The organism is Thalassospira tepidiphila MCCC 1A03514, from assembly GCF_001662875.1.
Lineage (GTDB): Bacteria > Pseudomonadota > Alphaproteobacteria > Rhodospirillales > Thalassospiraceae > Thalassospira > Thalassospira tepidiphila.
This window is the reverse complement of record NZ_JPVZ01000016.1, coordinates 13,240-32,626: the sequence shown is the minus strand read 5'-3', so window position 1 is coordinate 32,626 and position 19,387 is coordinate 13,240. Positions and strand designations below refer to the sequence as shown.

At 55.2% G+C, this 19,387-nt stretch carries 14 protein-coding genes and 1 pseudogene; 10 read left to right on the top strand and 5 right to left on the bottom strand.

Going from position 1 to position 19,387, the window contains the following annotated elements; all coding sequences use genetic code 11:
• Together TH4_RS20835 and TH4_RS20125 are read left to right on the top strand one after the other, a co-directional pair.
• Nucleotides 1–199, top strand: a 199-nt coding sequence (locus TH4_RS20835; protein ID WP_209437399.1) for a hypothetical protein, incomplete at its 5' end; no start/stop codon positions are given.
• Nucleotides 200–506: 307 nt separating this feature from the next.
• Nucleotides 507–950 carry a hypothetical protein gene (locus TH4_RS20125; RefSeq protein WP_231959834.1) on the top strand — a complete coding sequence of 148 codons (444 nt, stop codon included), beginning with the start codon at nucleotides 507–509 and terminating at the stop codon, nucleotides 948–950.
• 94 nt (nucleotides 951–1,044) lie between these two features.
• On the opposite strand, the gene upp is transcribed toward TH4_RS20125, so the two are convergent.
• Together upp and TH4_RS20115 are read right to left on the bottom strand one after the other, a co-directional pair.
• Nucleotides 1,045–1,695 carry a uracil phosphoribosyltransferase gene (gene upp, locus TH4_RS20120; protein WP_008892328.1) on the bottom strand — a complete coding sequence of 217 codons (651 nt, stop codon included), beginning with the start codon at nucleotides 1,693–1,695 and terminating at the stop codon, nucleotides 1,045–1,047.
• 290 nt (nucleotides 1,696–1,985) lie between these two features.
• On the bottom strand, nucleotides 1,986–3,038 hold the full coding sequence (locus TH4_RS20115; protein WP_167351243.1) for an SPOR domain-containing protein: 1,053 nt from the start codon (nucleotides 3,036–3,038) through the stop codon (nucleotides 1,986–1,988).
• Between the two features lie 752 nt (nucleotides 3,039–3,790).
• Here TH4_RS20115 and TH4_RS20110 point away from each other — a divergent pair.
• Nucleotides 3,791–5,992 (top strand): methyl-accepting chemotaxis protein, encoded by a 2,202-nt coding sequence (locus TH4_RS20110; RefSeq protein ID WP_064782529.1) that lies wholly within the window; start codon nucleotides 3,791–3,793, stop codon nucleotides 5,990–5,992.
• An 83-nt stretch (nucleotides 5,993–6,075) separates the two neighbouring features.
• On the opposite strand, the gene pepN is transcribed toward TH4_RS20110, so the two are convergent.
• On the bottom strand, nucleotides 6,076–8,715 hold the full coding sequence (gene pepN, locus TH4_RS20105) for an aminopeptidase N (protein WP_064782528.1): 2,640 nt from the start codon (nucleotides 8,713–8,715) through the stop codon (nucleotides 6,076–6,078).
• 432 nt (nucleotides 8,716–9,147) lie between these two features.
• Here pepN and TH4_RS20100 point away from each other — a divergent pair, with 432 nt between their 5' ends.
• Nucleotides 9,148–9,819: a response regulator gene (locus TH4_RS20100; protein ID WP_064782527.1), complete on the top strand. Its 672-nt coding sequence runs from the start codon at nucleotides 9,148–9,150 to the stop codon at nucleotides 9,817–9,819.
• Between the two features lie 44 nt (nucleotides 9,820–9,863).
• On the opposite strand, the gene TH4_RS20095 is transcribed toward TH4_RS20100, so the two are convergent.
• Complete coding sequence (locus TH4_RS20095) at nucleotides 9,864–10,448, bottom strand: TetR/AcrR family transcriptional regulator (RefSeq protein ID WP_064782526.1); 585 nt, start codon at nucleotides 10,446–10,448, stop codon at nucleotides 9,864–9,866.
• Between the two features lie 108 nt (nucleotides 10,449–10,556).
• Between TH4_RS20095 and TH4_RS21050 the strand changes: the two are divergent.
• From TH4_RS21050 to TH4_RS20070, 6 genes and pseudogenes are all read left to right on the top strand, one after another.
• A pseudogene (locus TH4_RS21050) lies at nucleotides 10,557–10,664 on the top strand (hypothetical protein); the annotation flags it as partial.
• 75 nt (nucleotides 10,665–10,739) lie between these two features.
• Nucleotides 10,740–11,375: a YdhR family protein gene (locus tag TH4_RS20090; protein WP_064782535.1), complete on the top strand. Its 636-nt coding sequence runs from the start codon at nucleotides 10,740–10,742 to the stop codon at nucleotides 11,373–11,375.
• A 156-nt stretch (nucleotides 11,376–11,531) separates the two neighbouring features.
• Entirely contained in the window at nucleotides 11,532–12,704 is a 1,173-nt protein-coding gene (locus TH4_RS20085) for an AI-2E family transporter (RefSeq protein WP_064782525.1), read from the top strand.
• A gap of 65 nt (nucleotides 12,705–12,769) precedes the next feature.
• Nucleotides 12,770–13,597: an AraC family transcriptional regulator gene (locus TH4_RS20080; RefSeq protein ID WP_064782524.1), complete on the top strand. Its 828-nt coding sequence runs from the start codon at nucleotides 12,770–12,772 to the stop codon at nucleotides 13,595–13,597.
• Nucleotides 13,598–13,686: 89 nt separating this feature from the next.
• Nucleotides 13,687–14,301: a LysE family translocator gene (locus TH4_RS20075; protein WP_083997209.1), complete on the top strand. Its 615-nt coding sequence runs from the start codon at nucleotides 13,687–13,689 to the stop codon at nucleotides 14,299–14,301.
• A 91-nt stretch (nucleotides 14,302–14,392) separates the two neighbouring features.
• Nucleotides 14,393–15,145, top strand: a complete 753-nt coding sequence (locus TH4_RS20070) for an outer membrane beta-barrel protein (RefSeq protein WP_083997208.1) — start codon at nucleotides 14,393–14,395, stop codon at nucleotides 15,143–15,145.
• Between the two features lie 186 nt (nucleotides 15,146–15,331).
• Here the strand turns inward: TH4_RS20070 and TH4_RS20065 are convergent, their stop codons facing one another.
• Complete coding sequence (locus TH4_RS20065) at nucleotides 15,332–19,300, bottom strand: hybrid sensor histidine kinase/response regulator (RefSeq protein ID WP_064782522.1); 3,969 nt, start codon at nucleotides 19,298–19,300, stop codon at nucleotides 15,332–15,334.
• Nucleotides 19,301–19,387: the final 87 nt, after the last annotated feature.

Genomic DNA, 19,387 nt, shown 5'->3' with positions numbered 1-19,387 from the left:
GGCCCCTATCCCGACCTGTAAACACCTTTTTCAGAAAAAAATGCATTTAATGGGAACTTTTCTGAATATTGTTATTTTTCAACAACATAGTCGAAAAGCCATATCCAACCATAAAAGTCAGACACCAGTCCCCATCAGACTCTTGGTTGAAAAATCCCGCAAAGGTCCTGAAAAAGACCCGCAAAGACTGGGCTTTTAACCGGCAAAAAACATTGCGCCGGATCAAAATGATTCGAAAAAACCAAGATTACGGGCCGTTGATTCGCCCTATAGGCCCAAAGTCCGGTTCAACCCGTTTGATGTGATGCAATGCGCAGGGTCATATTAACGGTCATATTAATCGTGATAGTTCCGCCAATTTAGTCCAAAAGGACATATCATCCGGGCAAGGCCGCAAAATGCCGCAAAAGCAAATATGTGAACCTTTCCTTTACATTATGACCCGATGATAGGGCGAGATATCCATACCCCTCGTTATAAGACGGGCATCAGGGGACCGAAGGAAGATGATGAGACTGCGACAATATCTTATATGTGCCGCCGCCTTTGCGGGGCTCTCTCTTGCCGGGTGCTCTGGCACCAACCTTGTGCCCAATACGGGCCCGGGCAGCAGTGAAGGCAAAGGTGGCCAACCAGGTCCGTCTTTCACCCAGTTCACAGATATTCCGATGCCGTCCAATTCGTCACTCGATATGGACAGAAGCATCATCTTTGGCGCATCCGATGCCTGGCACGGGCGGCTTGTCCTGAATGCCGGCGGATCGCAAGCACAGATGTATGATTTCTACGAGCGTGAAATGCCAAACTTCGGCTGGAGCAAGGTGACCGTGGTTCGCGCCGATATTTCGGTTCTGGTCTATGACCGTGAAAACCGGGTTGCGACCATCAAGTTGACCGGTGGCTCCTTTAGCGGGTCGGTGGTCGATATCACGGTATCGCCAAAGGGCTGATTGCCAGCCCGACCAGACCGCTGAAAACTTCAAAAACAAAAGGGTGCCAAACGGCACCCTTTTTTAATGCGAAAAGCAATGGCTGGTCGATGGCCTAGCGCGTACCGAACAGTCTGTCGCCGGCATCGCCAAGGCCCGGAACGATATAGGCCTTTTCATTCAGCTTTTCATCAAGGCCGGCAGTATAGATCGGCACATCCGGATGGGCATCCTGGAAGACCTTGACCCCTTCGGGGGCGGCAACCAGCGCCATGAAGCGGATGTCCTTGTCGGCAACACCGTATTTGTTGAGCGTATCGATCGCGGCCACTGCCGAGTTCCCGGTGGCCAGCATCGGATCGACCAGAATAAAGGTACGGCCTTCGACTTCGGGCAGCTTGACCAGATATTCGACCGGCATGTGGGTTTCCGGATCGCGATAGAGGCCGATATGACCAATGCGCGCGGATGGCATCAGTTCGATCAGGCCATCGGCCATGCCCGAACCGGCGCGCAGGATCGGAACCACGGCCAGTTTACGGCCCTGAATGACCGGCGCCTTCATCGCGCAGATCGGTGTTTCGATGTCTTCATAGCTGACAGGAAGCTCGCGGGTGATTTCATAGCCCATGAGAAGGGCGATTTCCTTGAGCAACTGACGGAAGGTCTTGGTCGAAGTGCTGACCTTGCGCATGTGGCTCAGCTTATGCTGGATCAGCGGATGATCAAGAATATGAAGGTTCGGGAAATCCTTGTGCGTGCTCATGTGCTATCGGCCATCCTGTCTTGCTTTGCAGCCGTTCCAATCAAGCGGCTGCCGGTCTGGTGTTTGAGAACCTAGCGCGTAGCGCCTTTACCCCAAGATGGCAAGCAGAATGCCCCAATCAGAGGACAAAAACAAACCCGATGACATAAATTCGGCAATTGAATGCCGTCAGGTGAACTGAAGCCCCAATACAAAAGCGGGGTGGTTCATAAGACCACCCCGCTCTGCATTATTACTTCTATATATATAGTGTGTGCCTTAACCGTACCCGGGATGCGCACCCGACCTGATCAGTCTACCACGCGGTCATTGGGCTCTGCACGAACCGGGAAACCGTCAATCGAATGATCCGCCTTGATCTTGGCTGCATCATCGCGGGCTGCCGCAAGGTTGGCATAGGACCCGATCCGGACATAGTACCACGCCCCCTCGTCCTCTGGCCCGCGCACAACAACGGCGACTTCAAGTCCCTTGCCGCGCAGTTCCTCGGCACGCTGGCTGGCATTTTCATGCACCTTGAAGGCACCAACCTGAACCGAGAAAGGCTTGCTGGCATCTGATGCCGGGGCTGCTGGCGCTGGTTCCGGCGTGGTTTCGGCGGTTTCGGCTGCCGGTTCGGATGCCTCTGGCGCGGGTGCCTGTTCAACGGTTGGCGCCGTTTCGGTCGTAGCACTGTCTTGCGCGCCTTCAACCGCTGGCGCTTCCGGTGCGGCTGGCGCATCGGTGTCGCCAGTTACATCGCGGATTTCGGGGGCCGCAATCGCCTGTTCTTCTGATCCTGCGGCTTCTGCGGTTTCTTCGGTTTCAGCCACATCCGATGCGGCTTCGCTGCCAGCCGTGGCATCATCCGAAAGTGCCTCTGTGCGCTGCGCGATCAGATCGCCGACCGGGTCCTCGCTATCAGCGCTGATTTCCGGTGCCGGTGTTGTTGTTGTCGGCTCGGTTGCCTCAGGCGTGGCAGCCGGAATTTCGGTTGGTTCTTCCGGGGCGGAGGCCAGCATTTCGACCTGCGGCTGTTCTGTCTGGGTGGTGCGCGCACCGTCTTCAGAATCCATGAACAAGCCTGCGCCGACCAGCATTCCGGCAAAGAACAAGACAAGGCCGAGCATGCCTGCGCCTGTGACCAGGCCAAGAAGGGTTTTGCGATCCATATCCGCTATCCGTGCATTAAGGTTTTGCCGATCACCGGAGCGTTCTGCCCCACGTGCGCTGCCATCACCATGCCCGTCCCGGCCATATATAAAGGCCGGAAGCGGTGCATCCTTTTGCCCGGCATCCGGATCAGTCTGCGGTTCCGGGGTTGCGCGCAAATCGGGTTTGTTGGTGTTGTCTTCGCCAGCCATGGACTTGGCCATCCTTCACGACATCAAAGTTACCCTGCTTTTGTAACCAACAGCACCTTTATAAAACGCTAAAGCCGCACACGCATGCAACCGGGCAGCGTGCCAAAGATCGATATGGGTCAATGTCTTTTGGATAAAAAAAGGGGGACTGGTATGAATTCCGGCATTGTCCCGCACAATGATCCGGATACCAGCCCCCTCGAGTGAGAGAGATCGACCTTCGGGGAGAGAGAGTCCCGAAGATAGAAGCCATCAGGCACGCCATGTAGGCCTGATGGCCGGTCACAAACGACGTTGTCGTCTGCATTTGACAAACACAGTCATAGAGCATCGTTTTTGCAATTGCAAACGATTATCACACACATTCGCAGAAAAAATTTCAATGCGTCGAAATCGCGCTCGTAAATCGGGGCTAAGCCCCCCAACCAAAACGAGAATTTCCAGATTTCGGACCGCTTCAAACCGGCTGTGTGCCGCAGCAATCCTATGGAAATCGAGAAATAAGGGATTGTGTTCCAAACCAAGCTCTGCTTGGATCAGAACAACTACTCTTGAGAAGTAGAGGTGTGAGCGGGAGAGACGCGAGCCAATATGACCAAAGACAAAAAATAAACTTGGTTTGCTCTGGAGTGACAAAAATGACGGGAGACAAGGCCGCGAAGACGGCTATTGCAGGAGGTGCTACCAGCCTTCTGACGTTACGACGGATTTTGCTCGTAACAGGATTACTGGTTTCAGGTGCAGTGACATGGATGCTTCTTTGGACCGGTGATACCTATCGCAACTTTGCGATTGAAACACTGAACAACTCGGTCAGTGGTACAGTCAATTTCTTTGTCGGGTCGCGTATTGCCACCGACTATGCCGACAAAATTACCCCGATTGCCAATGAATGGTCGCGGCTTGGCAGCCTGGTCAAAAGTTACCAGGAAAATGACCAGACGCGCATGCAAGCCGAACTCAACATCCTTTCGAACGCACGTGAAGTGGTTCAGGGCGATGTAAACCTGATTGCGGCAATTTCCTATGATCAGGAATTCAATCAACTGGCGACGTCCGAAGCCAATCTTGGCACCAGCGTCACTGATGACCCGGACGTCAAAGCCTATTTGATCGGTCGCGACAAGGCCGAAGCCCGTAAACCGGCAAGCTTTATGTGGGCAACCCCGGATGGACGTCCGGTCTTTAGCCTGATCCTGCCGGTTGGCGGGTTCCGTGCTGTTGGCTTCCTTGAAGTCATCACCGATCCCCTGCCCCAGCTTGCGGGCATTGGCAAGGTTTTGGGTGGCAACTTCCAGATTCTTGATAATTCCGGCAACGTGCTGTTTGAAAGCCTTGAGGCCCCGGCAGAGGCAGAAGCAGAAGCTACCCCGCCAGCAGAGGGCGATGCCGCCACCGAAAATGGCGGGGATGCTGCACCAGAAGCCAGCAGTGATACGCCAGAGCCCGAAACCGCCAAGGCAGGTGACACGCACCGCGCGGCAGTCGAGGTTATGATCAGTGATGGCCGTGGCGGTGTCTGGGCTGAGGCCCGGTTTGATCGCGACGTTTCTGATTTCTATGCCCAGACCGATAGCCTGCGGCTGTTGTCGATCGAAATCCTTGTCGGCGTGCTTCTGGCGGCCTGGATTGTTGGCTGGATCCTGTTGCGCACCACGGTTCTGCGCAATCTGCGCGCCTTTGCAGGTGCGATGACGTCAATTTCAAACGGGGACACCAACGTCAATCTGCCCAATGTCGGCAATGACGAAATCGGCGAGATGAAAAAGGCATTGATTGCATTGCGTGAATCGGTGCGTCAGGCCTTGATCTTGCAAAACATGGTCGAAAATACCCCGACCATGACCGCGATGATCCTGCCTGATGGCAAGCTGAGTTACCTTAACGCCAGTGCGCAAGACTATCTTGGCGGCACAACGGCAACGATTTCGGGTGATTTCCTTAATCTTGGATCGGACTTCCAGGCCAAGCTTGCCAATCCGAACAACCTGCCCTTCACCGAGATCATCCAGACCGACCGTGGCTATCTTGATATCCTTGCCGCCCCGGTCCGCGACAAGGATAATGTTCTTTTGGGCACCATGCTGGCCTGGAACGACGTGTCAGAGCGTGAGGAAAGCAAGATCGCGGTCACCGAACTGATGGCCGAGGTTGCCCGTGTGGCCCAATCCGTGACCGAACAGTCCGAAGGGTTGCTGAGCCTTGCCAGTGAACTGACAAACCAGTCGGAAAACACGGTGCAGCAATCGGGCGGTGCACTGGATGTCTCGCGCGAGGCGGCATCAAATACCCGCAACGTCGCCACCGCGGTTGAGGAACTTTCATCCTCGATCGCCGAGATCAACCGTCAGGCGACCGAGGCTTCCACCGTGACCGGACGGGCACGTGAAGAAGCCGAAGAAAGCCAGCGCAATATCGGATCGCTTGAAAAGGCCAGCTCCGAGATCGGATCGATCATTGATCTGATCAACGACATTGCCCATCGCACGAAGCTTTTGTCGCTTAATGCGACGATTGAAGCCGAGCGTGCCGGTGAACTTGGCAAGGGCTTTGCCGTGGTTGCCAACGAGGTCAAATCGCTTGCCGATCAGACCGCAAGTGCAACCGGCCAGATTGGTGACCTGACGGCTGCCATTCAGGAAGAAGTGCAAAAGGCCGCCCATTCGATCAGCACGGTTGGCGAAGTTATTCATCAGGTCAACGACATCCAGTCGACCATCACCCAATCGGTTGATGAACAACGCCGTGCCACCGGTGAGATTTCCGAAAACGTTCAACGCATCGCCGCCGGTGCGGGATCGATGGATGAAATGATCACCTTTGTGAATGACGGCGCACAAAGCACCGGGCGCAGTGCGCATGATCTGAACACGGCCAGCCATAACCTTTCGGAAGTGGCGCGCAACCTGTCAGAGAAAATGCGTGAGTTCAGCGAGCGGATGAAGCTGACCTGATCGGCTTTGTGATATTTTCCAACGCAAAGGGCGGCATCCTGTGGGTGCCGCCCTTTGTCATTTCACTAGATATGGTCGCGTGATCAGCTTGCCACGGATTTCGAGGCGATTTCATACAAATCGCGCGAGATTTCCGGTTTGGCGAGGATACGGTTGAGTTCGGCCTTCATCTTGTCCGCGCGATCCGCATCGTATTTTGCCCATTTGCCAAGCGGGGCACAGAGGCGTGCGGCGACCTGCGGGTTGATGTCATCAAGCTCGATCAGGCGATCGGCATAGAAGGCATAACCCGACCCATCCTTGGCATGGAAATGACGCGGATTGCCCGTGGCGAACGCCCCGATCAGCGCACGCACCTTGTTGGGGTTGCGCATGGTAAAGGCCGGGTGGCTCATCAGATCCTTGATCCGGGCCAAGGTATCATCACGCGATGACATCGCCTGCAACGAGAACCATTTATCGAGAACAACACCGTCATTGGCAAAGCGTTCCTCGAAATCGGCAAGTGCGGTTTCACGGCCCGGATGATCAAGGTTATTGAGCACCGACAGGGCGGCCATCTGATCGGTCATATTGTCAGCCGTGCCATATTGCGCGACCGCCACGTCGGCAAATTCATCCGCCCCGCTTGCCACCAGATAGGCAAGGGCCGTTGCCCGCAAGGCACGCTGCCCCGCCGACGCCGCATCGGGCGTAAAGGCCGCGTTTGAGGCATTCTGGTGATAGGTGTTGGCGAAATCATCGGAAAGCGCCTGGCCAATGCGTTTGCGCAAGGCGGTTCTGACCTGATAGATCGCCTCGGGATTGGCGGGCTTGCGTTGTTCGGACAGGAACGCCTCGCCCGGCAGGACAAGCGCATCGGCACGGAACGCCTTATCAAGGTCATCATTAATAAGTGTCGCGCGCATCGCGGCAATAAAGGCATCAACGTGGGCCTGTTCATCGGAAAAGGCGGCATCGACATCGCCACCATTCGCCTCATAGGCGGCAATGGCAGACAACATCAAACGGGTTGCGTATTTCTGCCCGGCTTCCCAGCGATTGAAAGCATCGCTGTCATTGCCCATCAGGAAGACAAGCTCATCATCGGGCTGATCGGTGGTTATGTTGACCGGTGCCGAGAATCCCCGGTTAAACGACAGCACCGGCGCCTCAGTCACACCATCAAAGACGAATTCCTGGCTGGCTTCCGTCAGTTCCACCGTTTTGGCGACGAGGTCTGAACCATCCGCACCCAGAAGCCCGATTGAGATCGGCATGTGCAACGGTTTCTTGTCCGACTGTCCCGGGGTCGGGTCGGTTTTCTGCGAAATGGTCAGACGGTATTGTTTGGCATCCGCGTCATAGTCGCCCTGCCAGCTGAGTTTCGGCGTACCGGCCTGCGAATACCAGAGTTTGAGCTGGCTGAAATCGATACCGTTGGCGTCTTCCATCGCCTTGGCGAAGTCATCACAAGTCACCGCCTGCCCGTCATGGCGATCAAAGTAAAGGTCGATGCCCTTGCGATAGCCATCCGGGCCAAGCAACGTGTGCATCATGCGGATCAGTTCCGCGCCCTTTTCATAGACCGTCGCGGTATAGAAATTGTTGATTTCCATATAGCTGTCCGGGCGCACCGGATGGGCCAGCGGGCCTGCATCCTCGGGGAACTGGGCGGCGCGGAGCGCGTTGACATCCTTAATGCGCTGCACCGGGCGGGAACGCTGATCGGCCGAGAATTCCTGATCACGGAATACGGTCAGACCTTCCTTGAGCGAGAGCTGGAACCAGTCGCGACAGGTGACACGGTTGCCCGACCAGTTATGGAAATATTCGTGTGCAACGATGGATTCGATGCGTTCATAATCGCCATCGGTCGCGGTATCCGGGCGGGCCAGAACGAATTTGGCGTTAAACACATTGAGGCTCTTGTTTTCCATCGCCCCCATATTGAAGTCGGAAACGGCAACGATATTGAACAGGTCCAGATCGTATTCGAGGCCATAGACCTCCTCGTCCCACTTCATCGACCGTTTCAGGCTGTCCATCGCATAATCGCAGCGATCCTCATTTCCGTGTTCGACAAAGATGCGCAGCGCCACATCACGGCCCGACATGGTTTTGAAACTGTCTTCGACACAGGCCAGATCACCGGCGACCAGCGCAAACAGATAGGATGGTTTCGGGAACGGATCTTCCCACACGGCAAAATGACGGCCGCCGTCAAGATCACCGCTGTCGATCAGGTTGCCGTTCGAAAGCAGGACCGGGCAGCTTTCCTTATTCGCATTGATGGTGACGCGATAGGTCGCCATGACGTCCGGGCGATCCGGGAAATAGGTAATGCGGCGGAAGCCTTCGGCCTCGCACTGGGTGCAAAAGGCACTTTGCGAAACATAAAGGCCTTCAAGCCGGGTGTTGTTGGCTGGCGAAATCTGGGTTTCAAGTTCGGCAATGAAGTTTTGTCCCGGCGCCTTAAAGCGCAGGCCTTCCTGATCGACAGTGAAATCGCTGGACGCCAGGCGGGTTTCATTGAGGGTGACGGAAAGAAGCTTCATATCCTCGCCATGGAGGAAAACCTCGTCCCCTTTTCCGGTACCGCGCACAGGATTCGCAGCCATAAACAGGCGCGATTTGACATTTGTCACGTCACGATCAAGGTCAAAAACCAGTTCGACCTTTTCGACAATAAAGTCAGGTTCCTTATAGTCTTCGCGACGAATCTCTTGCGGCTGTTCAGACATTTAAGGGTCCTTTTTTCCTTGGGCTGCGCGGTTTTGGAACGGATTGTATAAAATCGCCAATTTCGCAATGCAGTGTGGTGTTTCAGAACTGAATTTCGGTCAGCGATAACACTGATAGGATAAATTTCATTTTTCCTCAAATGCGGAGTTTACGGCGCCGATTTTAATGGGCATACTCTCAAACGGTGGCGCGAGGGGGGCCAAAGTTTCACATTTCGTGGGGCGAGAGTGATCTTTGGTTTCCCTCAACCTTTCTGCCGGTTTTCCAGACAAAACACCTTCTCACGCAGATCGGCGTCCACCGGGTCGCACCCTACCAAAATCAAAAATATCCCATCCTTTTCTCACCTAATAATTTGTGAGTTCCGCTTGAACGGGATAGAATAATTGCGACCTGTCGGGGAATGATAACTTTCAGGGGAAAAATCACCAATGTCCGAAACGTTCCAGGTTCTGATCGCCGATGACCATCCGCTAGTGCGCGGAGCCCTCAAACAGGCGTTAAGCTCGGAACTGGAAAACGTATCGGTCCTTGAAGCCGGCAGCCTGTATGAAGCCATTGATCAGATCGAAGCCCACAAGGGTGATATCGATCTTGTCCTGCTTGATCTTCATATGCCCGGCATGAATGGCTTTACCGGCCTGTTTACCCTGCGTGCATCCTATCCCGACATTCCGGTTTCCATCGTATCGGCCAGTCAGGAACTGCCTGTTGTGCGCCGTTCCATCGAATATGGCGCATCGGCCTTTGTCCCGAAATCAGCCCCGGTCGATCAAATCGGCCTTGCGGTCAAGACCGTTCTGGATGGTGGCATGTGGATGCCCGACTGGGCGCGCGAGGCCATGGAAAACGGCCCGGCCGATGACGAGGCCACCGGATTGGCCGAAAAGATCGGCCAGCTTACCCCGCAACAATTGCGTGTTCTCAACATGCTGACCGAAGGCAAGCTCAATAAGCAAATCGCCTATGAGCTTGATGTCACCGAGGCGACCGTCAAGGCCCATGTATCGGCCATCCTGCGCAAGCTTTCGGTCCATAGCCGCACACAGGCCGTTATCATTGCCCGCGAATTGCAGTTGCAGGAACCGGCGATCGAGGCGTAGGTGACGCCTTCCCCGCACATTCCCTTTCAAGCGAAAACAGGTCTTTATCCCACAGGTTTCAGGATACTTGACGCTGTGGATTTGATCGAACTTGCCACAGCGTCAATGGCAGCTTTATCTTGCAGGCCACGCACAATTGTCAGCCCACCGATCAATATTCCCAAAAACGACCACGCCTTTGCCAAACGCTGATCATCGGGAAACTGCGGCAATCCCTTTGCCACCAGCCCGGCAATCGTCTGCATCTTGCGATCATAGAGTGCGCGGGTTTCACCGTCTGCACGGGTCATTTCCGGCGACAGACTGGTCATTGCGCAACCGCATGCAAGATCTTCGCGATGTGGGTGGCCAAGGTAATAGTCAATAAACGCGTCGGTCCAGCCATCGCCGAACTCACGCTGGAAGCGTGGCACGCCGTCAATCACTTCGTCTAGGCCAAGTTCAAGGGCGGCGCGAAATGCACCATCCTTTGAGCCGAAATGGGCATAAAACGCACCCGAAGTGGCATTGGCCGATTTGGCAATACCATCGACCCCGACCCCGGAAAAGCCAAACTCCCGAAAGGCGCGACTTGCAGCGTCGAGAATGTTGCGACGGGTTTCTTCCTTGCGCGTCTGGTTTTTAACCATCTCACCCTCAAAATATATCGATCGTTATATTTTTAATTGACAACGCTGCAATTGTCGATCACCTATTTAAATAACGATCGTTATATTTTATCACTTGGATCAACCATCATGACAGATGACGCAAAACTACTTGCAGATTTGACGAAAAGCCCACCTGCCTCGGCACGGGATTTTCCGGATCGTCGCAGTTTTTTAAAAACTGCCACCGTAAGCCTTGCCGTTGCGGGAACAACCCTTGTCGCATCATCCATCTTGCGCCATTCCCTTGCCGCCCAAACAGAAAGTGAACCAATGTCACAGAACGCCTTCGTCTATACCGAACTGCAAATCTCTGCTCCGTTTGATCAGGTGCCATGGCAGCGCATCAATAATGCGATCAAGGCTCAACCCGGCTTTATCAACAAAACCTGGCTTTCCGGCGTTGGCAACCTGTCGGCCGGTGGCATATATGCCTTTGACAGCGTTGTGAATGCACAGAAATTTGTGACCGGTTACTTTCCGGAAGAGGCCAAAGGTTTTGGCGTTGCGCAAACGACACGCGTGTTTGATGCGGTTGCCACCCGTGAGGCCAGCCTTGATATGAATTCGGCCCATTATGGCGCCAAGTTTGACCAGATCCCGGGCGCATTTGTCTATACCGAGGTGCAACTGCATGTTTTGCCGTTCGACAATGGACCGTGGCGCGATTTCAACCCCATCCTGAAACAACAACCGGGTCTTCTTTCCAAAACCTGGTTGAGCGGCCTTCACACCGGAACGGTCGGTGGCTTCTATGCGTTTGACACAATTGAGAATGCCAAACGCTTTGCCATCGATTACTTCCCGACAGAGACCAAGGCCTTGAATGCGGCGTTTTACACCCGCGTGTTTGATGCCGATGCGACAAAGACAGCCAGTATCGACATGGCATCGCCATTCTACGCATAAGTTTCCTTTCATCCTTGAAAACTTTGGCGCATCATCCCTTGGCTGGTGCGCCAATCCGCTCATGCTACGTCTGGAACAACCAAACCAACCGGGGCGTTATCACATCAGCTCCTGCCGCATGCACCCTGCCCGGCAGACCATAGCCGGAGAAGATGCATGAACGACCCCGTTGCGACGGAAAGTGCGAACGCCCCAAACGCCAAGGCAGGCCAAGCCGCCAATGCGCGTGCGCGGGTGTACCGCCGGGCGCGGACGATTTCAGTGATTGGCACATTTGTGGTTTTGGCGTTGGGCTGTCTTTACGTCGCGCAAAGTCTTTTGCTGCCGGTTGTGCTGGCGTTTTTACTGTCGCTTGTGTTTTCGCCGGTTGTCCGCACCTTTGCGAAATTCTACATCCCCAATGCCGTGACGGCCTTTGCCATTGTTCTGACACTCAGCGCGACTGTGATTGCCGGAATTTATGGCCTGAGCGGCCCGGTATCGGGCTGGATCGATGAAGCGCCAAATATCGAACGCCAATTGCGTCTGCGCCTTGCCGATCTTAGCGAACCGCTTGATAAACTGCGCGAAGCCCAAAAGCAGGTCTCCGAGGCCACCGATCAGAATAATGGCGATGAAGACGTTCAAAGGGTCGTGGTTGCCGAACCCAACCTGATCAGCCAGGCCGCACAAGGCGCACCTGATATTCTGGCGGGCATTGCGCTGATGCTTGTTTTGTTGCTGTTTATCCTGTCGGGAGGTGACCGCATTTATCAGAAACTGATCCGCTCGCTCCCAACCTTTGGCGACCGGCGCAAGGGATTGCGTATCGCCCATGACGTGGAACGCGAAGTTTCGCGCTATCTCGCAACCATTACCGCGATCAACATCTTGCTTGGCATCGTGATCGGGACCCTGATGGCGATTGTCGGCCTGCCCAACCCTGTTCTTTGGGGGATTGCGGCGGCGGTGCTGAACTATGTGCCGATCCTTGGTGCGATGACCGGTGTGGTGATTGTTGGCGTGGTGTCGCTTGTGTCGATGCAGACCACCGGACAGGCCCTGATTGCGCCGGCACTTTATCTGGCCTGCACGGTGTTTGAAGGGCAATTGATCACGCCGATGCTTATTGGCAACCGGCTTAAAATCAATTCGGTCGCGATTGTGCTTGCCATTGCACTGTGGGGCTGGCTCTGGGGCTTTGTCGGCATTCTGGTTGCCGTCCCGCTTCTGATCGTTGCCAGCGTCATTTCCAATCACGTCGAAGGTCTGGGCGGGCTTCGCGAACTGCTGGGCCCACATGCAGCCAGCAACACGCCCGACCGCACCATTCCGGCAAACAGCAAGTAGCGTTATCAGCCAACACCAAACCCTACGCCATTGCCAAAATCTGCAAACGCTGCCAGTTTTGTGCGATGAACAAGGTCGAAATCATTGCCCATGATTGTCTGGGTGTTGAAGCCGTCATAGCCGAAACACGCCATTCCTTTGCCAAACACACGCATGAGGCGTTTGGCATCGGCTTCATGTATGCGGGGGCGCAAAAATCGGCGTCCGGGCGCGGGATGGTCGAGGCCGGGGCTGGCAACATCATCACGGTCAATCCGCGCGAAGTGCATGACGGCCACCCGATTGGCAATGCTCCGCGCGGCTGGAACATGCTCTATTTCGACCCGCACCTTATCGCACATGCGGCAAGTGACCTTTCTGAAACCGCCACCGATCACTATGAATTCACCCGGCCCGTAATGGACAGCCCGACCGTCCGGCAATGTTTTGGCGCATTATTTGATGCCATCACCAATGGATCGGAACAAAGTGCGCGGCTCCGGCGGGAAGAAATGCTGCTGATGATGCTCCATCACGCCATGATCGGTTTCGGTGAACCAACCCCGAAATCAAACGCCCGAACGGCTGTTGCCCATGCCCGGATCAAGCGCGCCAAGGTGTTGCTCGATGACAGCCCGACACACAGCCACAGCCTTGATGACCTTGCCGACGCAACGGGCTTAAGCAAGTTTCAGACGCTTCGCGATTTTACCCGTGCGACCGGCCTCACCCCGCATGCCTATCTGATCCAGCGGCGCATTGATCTGGCGCGTGCCATGATCAAATCCGGCGATACCCTTGCCGATATCGCAAGTGCCGCGGGCTTTGCCGATCAAAGCCATCTGAACCGCCACTTTGTTCGCGCCTTTGGCCTGACACCGGGCCGCTATGCCCGCGCCGTTCGCGGAAACTGAGCAATCCTCATATCCTGCAATTCCGTTCAAGAATGCCCTGCTGACCATCCGTAGATTGAGGGCAACAACATTCAACGAACGGATACAAAATGATCAGCCTCGATTTCCTGATAACCTCGCTTATCATCGTTGTCCTGCCCGGCACGGGTGTGATCTATACCCTGGCACTTGGATTGGGTCGCGGCATGAAGGCCAGCATCTGGGCGGCCTTTGGCTGCACGCTGGGTATCGTCCCGCATATGACGGCCAGTATCCTTGGCCTCGCCGCCCTGCTCCATGCCAGCACAGTTGCTTTTGAAATCGTGCGCTATCTTGGTGTCGCGTGGTTGCTGTATATGGCCTGGGGCATGTGGCACGGCACGGGTGCCATGAAAGTCACCGCCAATGAAAGTGCTGCGGGCGTTCTTAAAATCATCCGCGACGGCATATTGCTCAACCTGCTGAACCCCAAACTCTCAGTCTTCTTCCTCGCCTTCCTGCCGCAATTTGTTAGCGCGAACACGCCCGATACAACGCTCGAAATGGCCCTGCTCGGCCTGATCTTCATGGCGATGACATTTGCGGTGTTTGTGATTTATGGCTGCTTTGCTGGCGCATTGCGCAGCCACATCATCGAGCGACCCGCAGTGATGCGATGGCTGGGGCGTGGATTTGCGACGGCGTTTCTTGCCATGGGGGTGAAATTACTAACGGCGGGAAGGTGACGAAGCCCCCACACAATCCAAATACAACTATACAGATCAAACAAATCTACTTATAGGTACATTAGAACTCACACTTACAGGGGTGATTGTGATGGTTTCTGGGTATCGGTTCTCGGCAGTACATATGGTTGTAGGTGCCTTGGTTCTTGTTGGGGCGCAGACAAGCGCGCGTTCAGCCTTTGCCGAAGAAGGTTTTTATGTCGGACTGAATGGCGGCGTGAATTGGCTCAAAGGTGGCGATGGGGATACCGAGACCGCCGGTGGTAACCATAATGGCAGTCTTTATGACATTGAAGGTGATCACGGATCGCTTCTGGGCGGGGTTGCCGGATATAAATTTTCCGATTTGTGGCGTGCCGATATTTCCTATACCCGGTTGAACAATAAATTGGACTGGAAAGGTGTGTTTCCAGGTGGTGGATTACACAGCGCATTTACATCTGACGCTTCGTCCGATGTTGTAATGCTGAACGGCTATTTGCACGCCAAGGGTTTCGATGAAGATACATTCGCGACATTTGATCCGTTTATCGGCGCAGGTATTGGCTTCACCTCTAACCGGCTAACAAATATTGTTGAATCGAACGCGTCCACTGGCTCTTTTGAAGCTGACGTTCACGACGGCAAAAAAATTTACCCAGCGTTTCGCTTGGGCGTAGGCCTGGATGCCAATATTGCTCCGTCCTTGACCCTGACCTCATCGCTTGATGCTTATTGGCTTGGTGGTTTCGAAACTGGGGATGGCAGGGATCGAGCTGCGAGTGGATTTCAAGAAATCGGCGCATGGCAAATCGACGATGTCGTCAGTGTTGGTATCTCTGTCGGCCTGCGATACGCGTTCTAAGACGCAGGCGCCCAAAAACATTTTCAAAGCCATATGAGAACCGAAAAAGGGGCATTCCATTTTTCGGCCGGTTTGTGCAGCCCTTCCCGTTGCGCACAGCATCATCTAACATGCATAGTCGCTCCGGACTCCGTTTCGGCTGACAGAAAGTAAATCCAATCTAATCCGCCCTCTTTTTTCCCAAACTCACTCCGCCGCATCACTCCCCAACCGATTGAGTGCACGTGTCATCAGCGCGCGCAGCTTGGCTGGGCGGAGCGGTTTGTTGAGCAGGGAGTAGCCTTGAGCCGCGATCAGGTCTGCGGTCTCGGACGAGCGGTCGGCGGTGATGATGACGCCCGGCACGTTAACGCCGTGAACATCACGAAGTCTGATCAGGACATCAAGGCCGGTCTGGCCGGAATCAAGGTGGTAGTCGGCAAGGATGATGTCCGGGGAGAACGGCTTTTTGCCGTCAATTTCCTGGGTCAGCAGGTTTTCGGCAGCCGTGCCAGATTGGGCCGTCACCACGACGCAATCCCAGTTTTCGAGCATGGCGCGCATGCCATCAAGGATCGCTGGTTCGTTATCAAGGCACAGCACGCGAAGGCCCCCCAGTTCGCCCGCCATGCGGCGTTTGGGTTTGGGCGTGGCGGCTGTATCGGCAACACCGAGTGGTACTTCGACCGAGAAGACGGTGCCGCGACCGGGGCGCGAACGGACTGAAACCGGATGGCCGAGCGACTTGCCAAGGCGATCCACAATGGCAAGGCCAAGGCCCAGCCCCTTCACATCCGTGGTTTCCGGGCCTTCGAGACGATGGAACTCGCGGAAGATGATTTTCAGTTTGTCTTCGGGGATGCCCGGACCGCTATCCCAGACTTCGAGTTTCAGCGTGTCACCGCGCACGCGACAGCCGACCACCGCCCCGCCGGTGCGGGTATAGCGCATGGCGTTGGAAATGAAGTTTTGCAGGATACGACGCAGCAAGCGGCTGTCACTGCGCACCCACAGATCGCGCTTATGGACCTTGAAGCTTAAGCCCGCATTTTCGGCAATCGGGCCGAATTCGGTTTCAAGTGCGCCCAGCACATCATTGATGGCAAAGTCACGAATGGTCGGTTGCATCGCGCCGGCGTCCAGCTTGCAGATATCAAGAAGCTCATTGAGCAACTCCTCGACACCCTTGAGCGACAGATCCACCTTGCCGACCAGATCAAGTATGTCATCCGCCAGTCCCTGCTTACCGCCCAGTGCGACCGTAAACAGGCGCGCGGCATTAAGCGGCTGAAGCAGGTCGTGGCTGGCAGCGGCAAAGAAGCGGGTTTTGGTATCGTTGGCGGTTTCGGCCTGTTCCTTGGCGTCTGAAAGCTCGGAGTTCAGGACCTCAAGCGCATGCGTTCGTTCGGTCACGCGGGCTTCAAGGCCTTCGTTGGCTTCTTTGAGCGCCTGTTCGGCAGTCTTGCGTTCGGTGATGTCGTGATAGATGCAGAAATAACCCAGCACTTCGCCGGTTTCGTCAAAGTGCGGGATATAGGTGCCTTCGGCATAACGGCCTTCGCGCACGCCAAGGGTGGCGCGTTCGTCATTGCGGTTGCGTGTAATGGCGGGGAATTCGATCTCGAAACTCTGGCGGTAGCCCTGCAAAACAAGATCGATCATCGGGGCGAGATGAACATAGCGTTCCTCGCCCACTGCTTCGCGGACGGACATGCCGTGGGCCTCAACCCGACGCAGGCCAAACATCCGCTCATACGGCCGGTTGGTAAAGCGTAGGCGCTGATTTTTATCGGCATAGGCAATCATCACCGGAATGTTGTCGGTATAGATCCGGATGTTGCGTTCACTATCACGCAGGGCTTCTTCGGTGCGCACACGTGCCGTGATATCGGCGATGGTCGCCACAAACCCGCCATCGGGCATCGGGTTGGTGCGAACTTCGAGCACCATGCCATCGGCACGCTTACGCTCATAAGTATGGGGCAAACGGCGCATCTGGGGTGCGGCATTGCGGCCCAGCAGAATATCAATATCGACCGCCCGGTTGCCGTTATCGCGGCAGATATGGACAAGCTCTGAGAGCGGCAATGTCACCTGAATGTCGCTGGTCGAAATGCCAAGCAAATCAATGAAACGGTGGTTCCATGTCGCAAGCCTAAGATTCTGGTCAAACACCCCGACCCCTTGCGAGATGTTTTCAAGCGTGTTGAGCAAAAGGTCGCGGTTGAACTTGATGGCCTCGGATGCTTCATCGAGCAATTCCATAGCATCGCGGCGTGATACGGCCTTGTCGGGCAGCAACAATGCCATCACCACGCGCGAGGATGCGGCGCCGACGGCACCGGAGAGCAGATGTTCGGTAAAGTTCGCCGCATCAACATCGGCAAGATCGGATCGCTTGGTTTCGCCATCACGCGATTGCAGGTAATTGCGAAAGGCGCGCTGTGCCCAATGCTTACCAAGGAACCTTGCCGCCAGATCTTCAAGATCGCCCAGGGTCACCCGGCCCGGCCAGGTATCGTTGCGCGCCTTGGTATCCTTGCGCCAGACATCGACAAAGACCTGCGCCTGACGGCGCTGGGTGACACCCTGCACCCCAACGGCCGAGCCGACAAACATCAAAACAAAGTTCACACCAAGCGACCACACAACCCCGTGGGTCAGATGATCTTCGATCCCCACACCCAGCAGGGCCTGCGGGTTCAGAATGCCAATGCCAAACGGCCCATCGGTCAGGAGCGAGGATGGCAACAACCCGCCCTGCACAAAGGCGGGCATCAAAAGCGTATAGGCCCAAAGCACAAAGCCCGATGTCAGTCCAAGCCGCACACCCGTCCGGTTGATGTTTTTAAGGTAGATCGCGGCGAGAACCGCCGGGCCGAACTGCGCCATGGCGGCAAAGGACAGCATCCCGATATCGGCCAGCGCATAGTTTTCCGCGAGGAACCGATAGAAACCATAGGCCAGAAACAGGATGGCAATGATGGCTGCCCGGCGGATTTTCAACAGCACCTGACTGACATCGCCAGACATGCGTTTCTGGAGCCGTTCGGAACGCAGCAAAAGCGGCATGACCAGATCGTTACAGACCATGGTCGAAACCGCGACACAGGAAACAATCACCATCCCGGTACTGGCCGATAAACCACCGATAAAGGCAAATACCGCCAGCCAGTTCTGCCCGCCGAGCAACGGCAGGGTCAGAACAAAGGTATCGGGATTGACCGCCGGGTTATGGCCAAACATGAACAGACCGGCAATCGCGATCGGCACGACAAAGATGTTGATCGCAACCAGATAGGCCGGGAACAGCCAGCGCGCGCTGGTCAGGTTGCGGCTGTCATCATTTTCAACAAATGTCACATGGAACTGGCGCGGCAGACAGAAAATGGCAAACCCCGCCAGCATGGTGGCGATAAAGAAGTTTGATGTCAGCCAGGTATCGGGAATGAACATCTGCCGCACGGTCGGATCAGACAGGGCGCGTTGATTGATATCGACAAATCCGTCAAACATCCCGTAAACGACAAAAAAACCGACCATCAGAAGGGCTGCAAGCTTGATCAGGCTTTCAAATGCCACCGCCAGGATCAGGCCGTCATGATGTTCGGATGCGTGGATATAACGCACGCCAAACAGGATCGCGAACACCGCCATCAGGATGGTGACATAAAACGCCGTATCCTTGGAAAAATGGCCTTCGGAATGGCGGACAACCTGTTGGCCGAGGTCGCCGATCAGTACATCAAACGACATCGACACCGCTTTGAGCTGAAGCGAAATATAGGCCAGCACGCCAACCACCGCGATCAGCGCAACAAGGGCAGCCAAGCTTTGGCTTTTGCCATATCGTGAACCCAGGAAATCGGCAATCGAGGTGATGTTTTGCTTGTGACAGACGCGGGCGATCTTGGTCATGATGCCAAAACCGAAAATCATCACCAAAATCGGACCGATATAGATCGGCAGGAACGCCCACCCCCCGGTAGCCGCCGAGCCCACCGAGCCAAAGAAGGTCCAGCTTGTGCAATAGACCGCCATCGACAGGGCATAGATGGTCGGCTTTAATCTGGATGCGCGCCACTTGTCGGCATATTTGTCGCCATAATGGGCAATGGCAAACAACAACCCGATATAGGTCATGGCAACAATAAAGATCAGTCCGCCCTGAAGCATCGACGCAAACGCCCTTGTTATCGCCGCCTGTCCAGGCGGTCACAATTATCTGTTATCGGGGACTATACCACGGCGGGTGAATTGTCT

Coding starts and splice junctions, on each gene's coding strand:
- TH4_RS20125 (WP_231959834.1), top strand. CDS start 507: ATGATGAGACTGCGACAATATCTTATATGTGCCGCCGCCTTTGCGGGG.
- upp (WP_008892328.1), bottom strand. CDS start 1,695: ATGAGCACGCACAAGGATTTCCCGAACCTTCATATTCTTGATCATCCG.
- TH4_RS20115 (WP_167351243.1), bottom strand. CDS start 3,038: ATGGCTGGCGAAGACAACACCAACAAACCCGATTTGCGCGCAACCCCG.
- TH4_RS20110 (WP_064782529.1), top strand. CDS start 3,791: ATGCTTCTTTGGACCGGTGATACCTATCGCAACTTTGCGATTGAAACA.
- pepN (WP_064782528.1), bottom strand. CDS start 8,715: ATGTCTGAACAGCCGCAAGAGATTCGTCGCGAAGACTATAAGGAACCT.
- TH4_RS20100 (WP_064782527.1), top strand. CDS start 9,148: ATGTCCGAAACGTTCCAGGTTCTGATCGCCGATGACCATCCGCTAGTG.
- TH4_RS20095 (WP_064782526.1), bottom strand. CDS start 10,448: ATGGTTAAAAACCAGACGCGCAAGGAAGAAACCCGTCGCAACATTCTC.
- TH4_RS20090 (WP_064782535.1), top strand. CDS start 10,740: ATGTCACAGAACGCCTTCGTCTATACCGAACTGCAAATCTCTGCTCCG.
- TH4_RS20085 (WP_064782525.1), top strand. CDS start 11,532: ATGAACGACCCCGTTGCGACGGAAAGTGCGAACGCCCCAAACGCCAAG.
- TH4_RS20080 (WP_064782524.1), top strand. CDS start 12,770: ATGAACAAGGTCGAAATCATTGCCCATGATTGTCTGGGTGTTGAAGCC.
- TH4_RS20075 (WP_083997209.1), top strand. CDS start 13,687: ATGATCAGCCTCGATTTCCTGATAACCTCGCTTATCATCGTTGTCCTG.
- TH4_RS20070 (WP_083997208.1), top strand. CDS start 14,393: ATGGTTTCTGGGTATCGGTTCTCGGCAGTACATATGGTTGTAGGTGCC.
- TH4_RS20065 (WP_064782522.1), bottom strand. CDS start 19,300: ATGCTTCAGGGCGGACTGATCTTTATTGTTGCCATGACCTATATCGGG.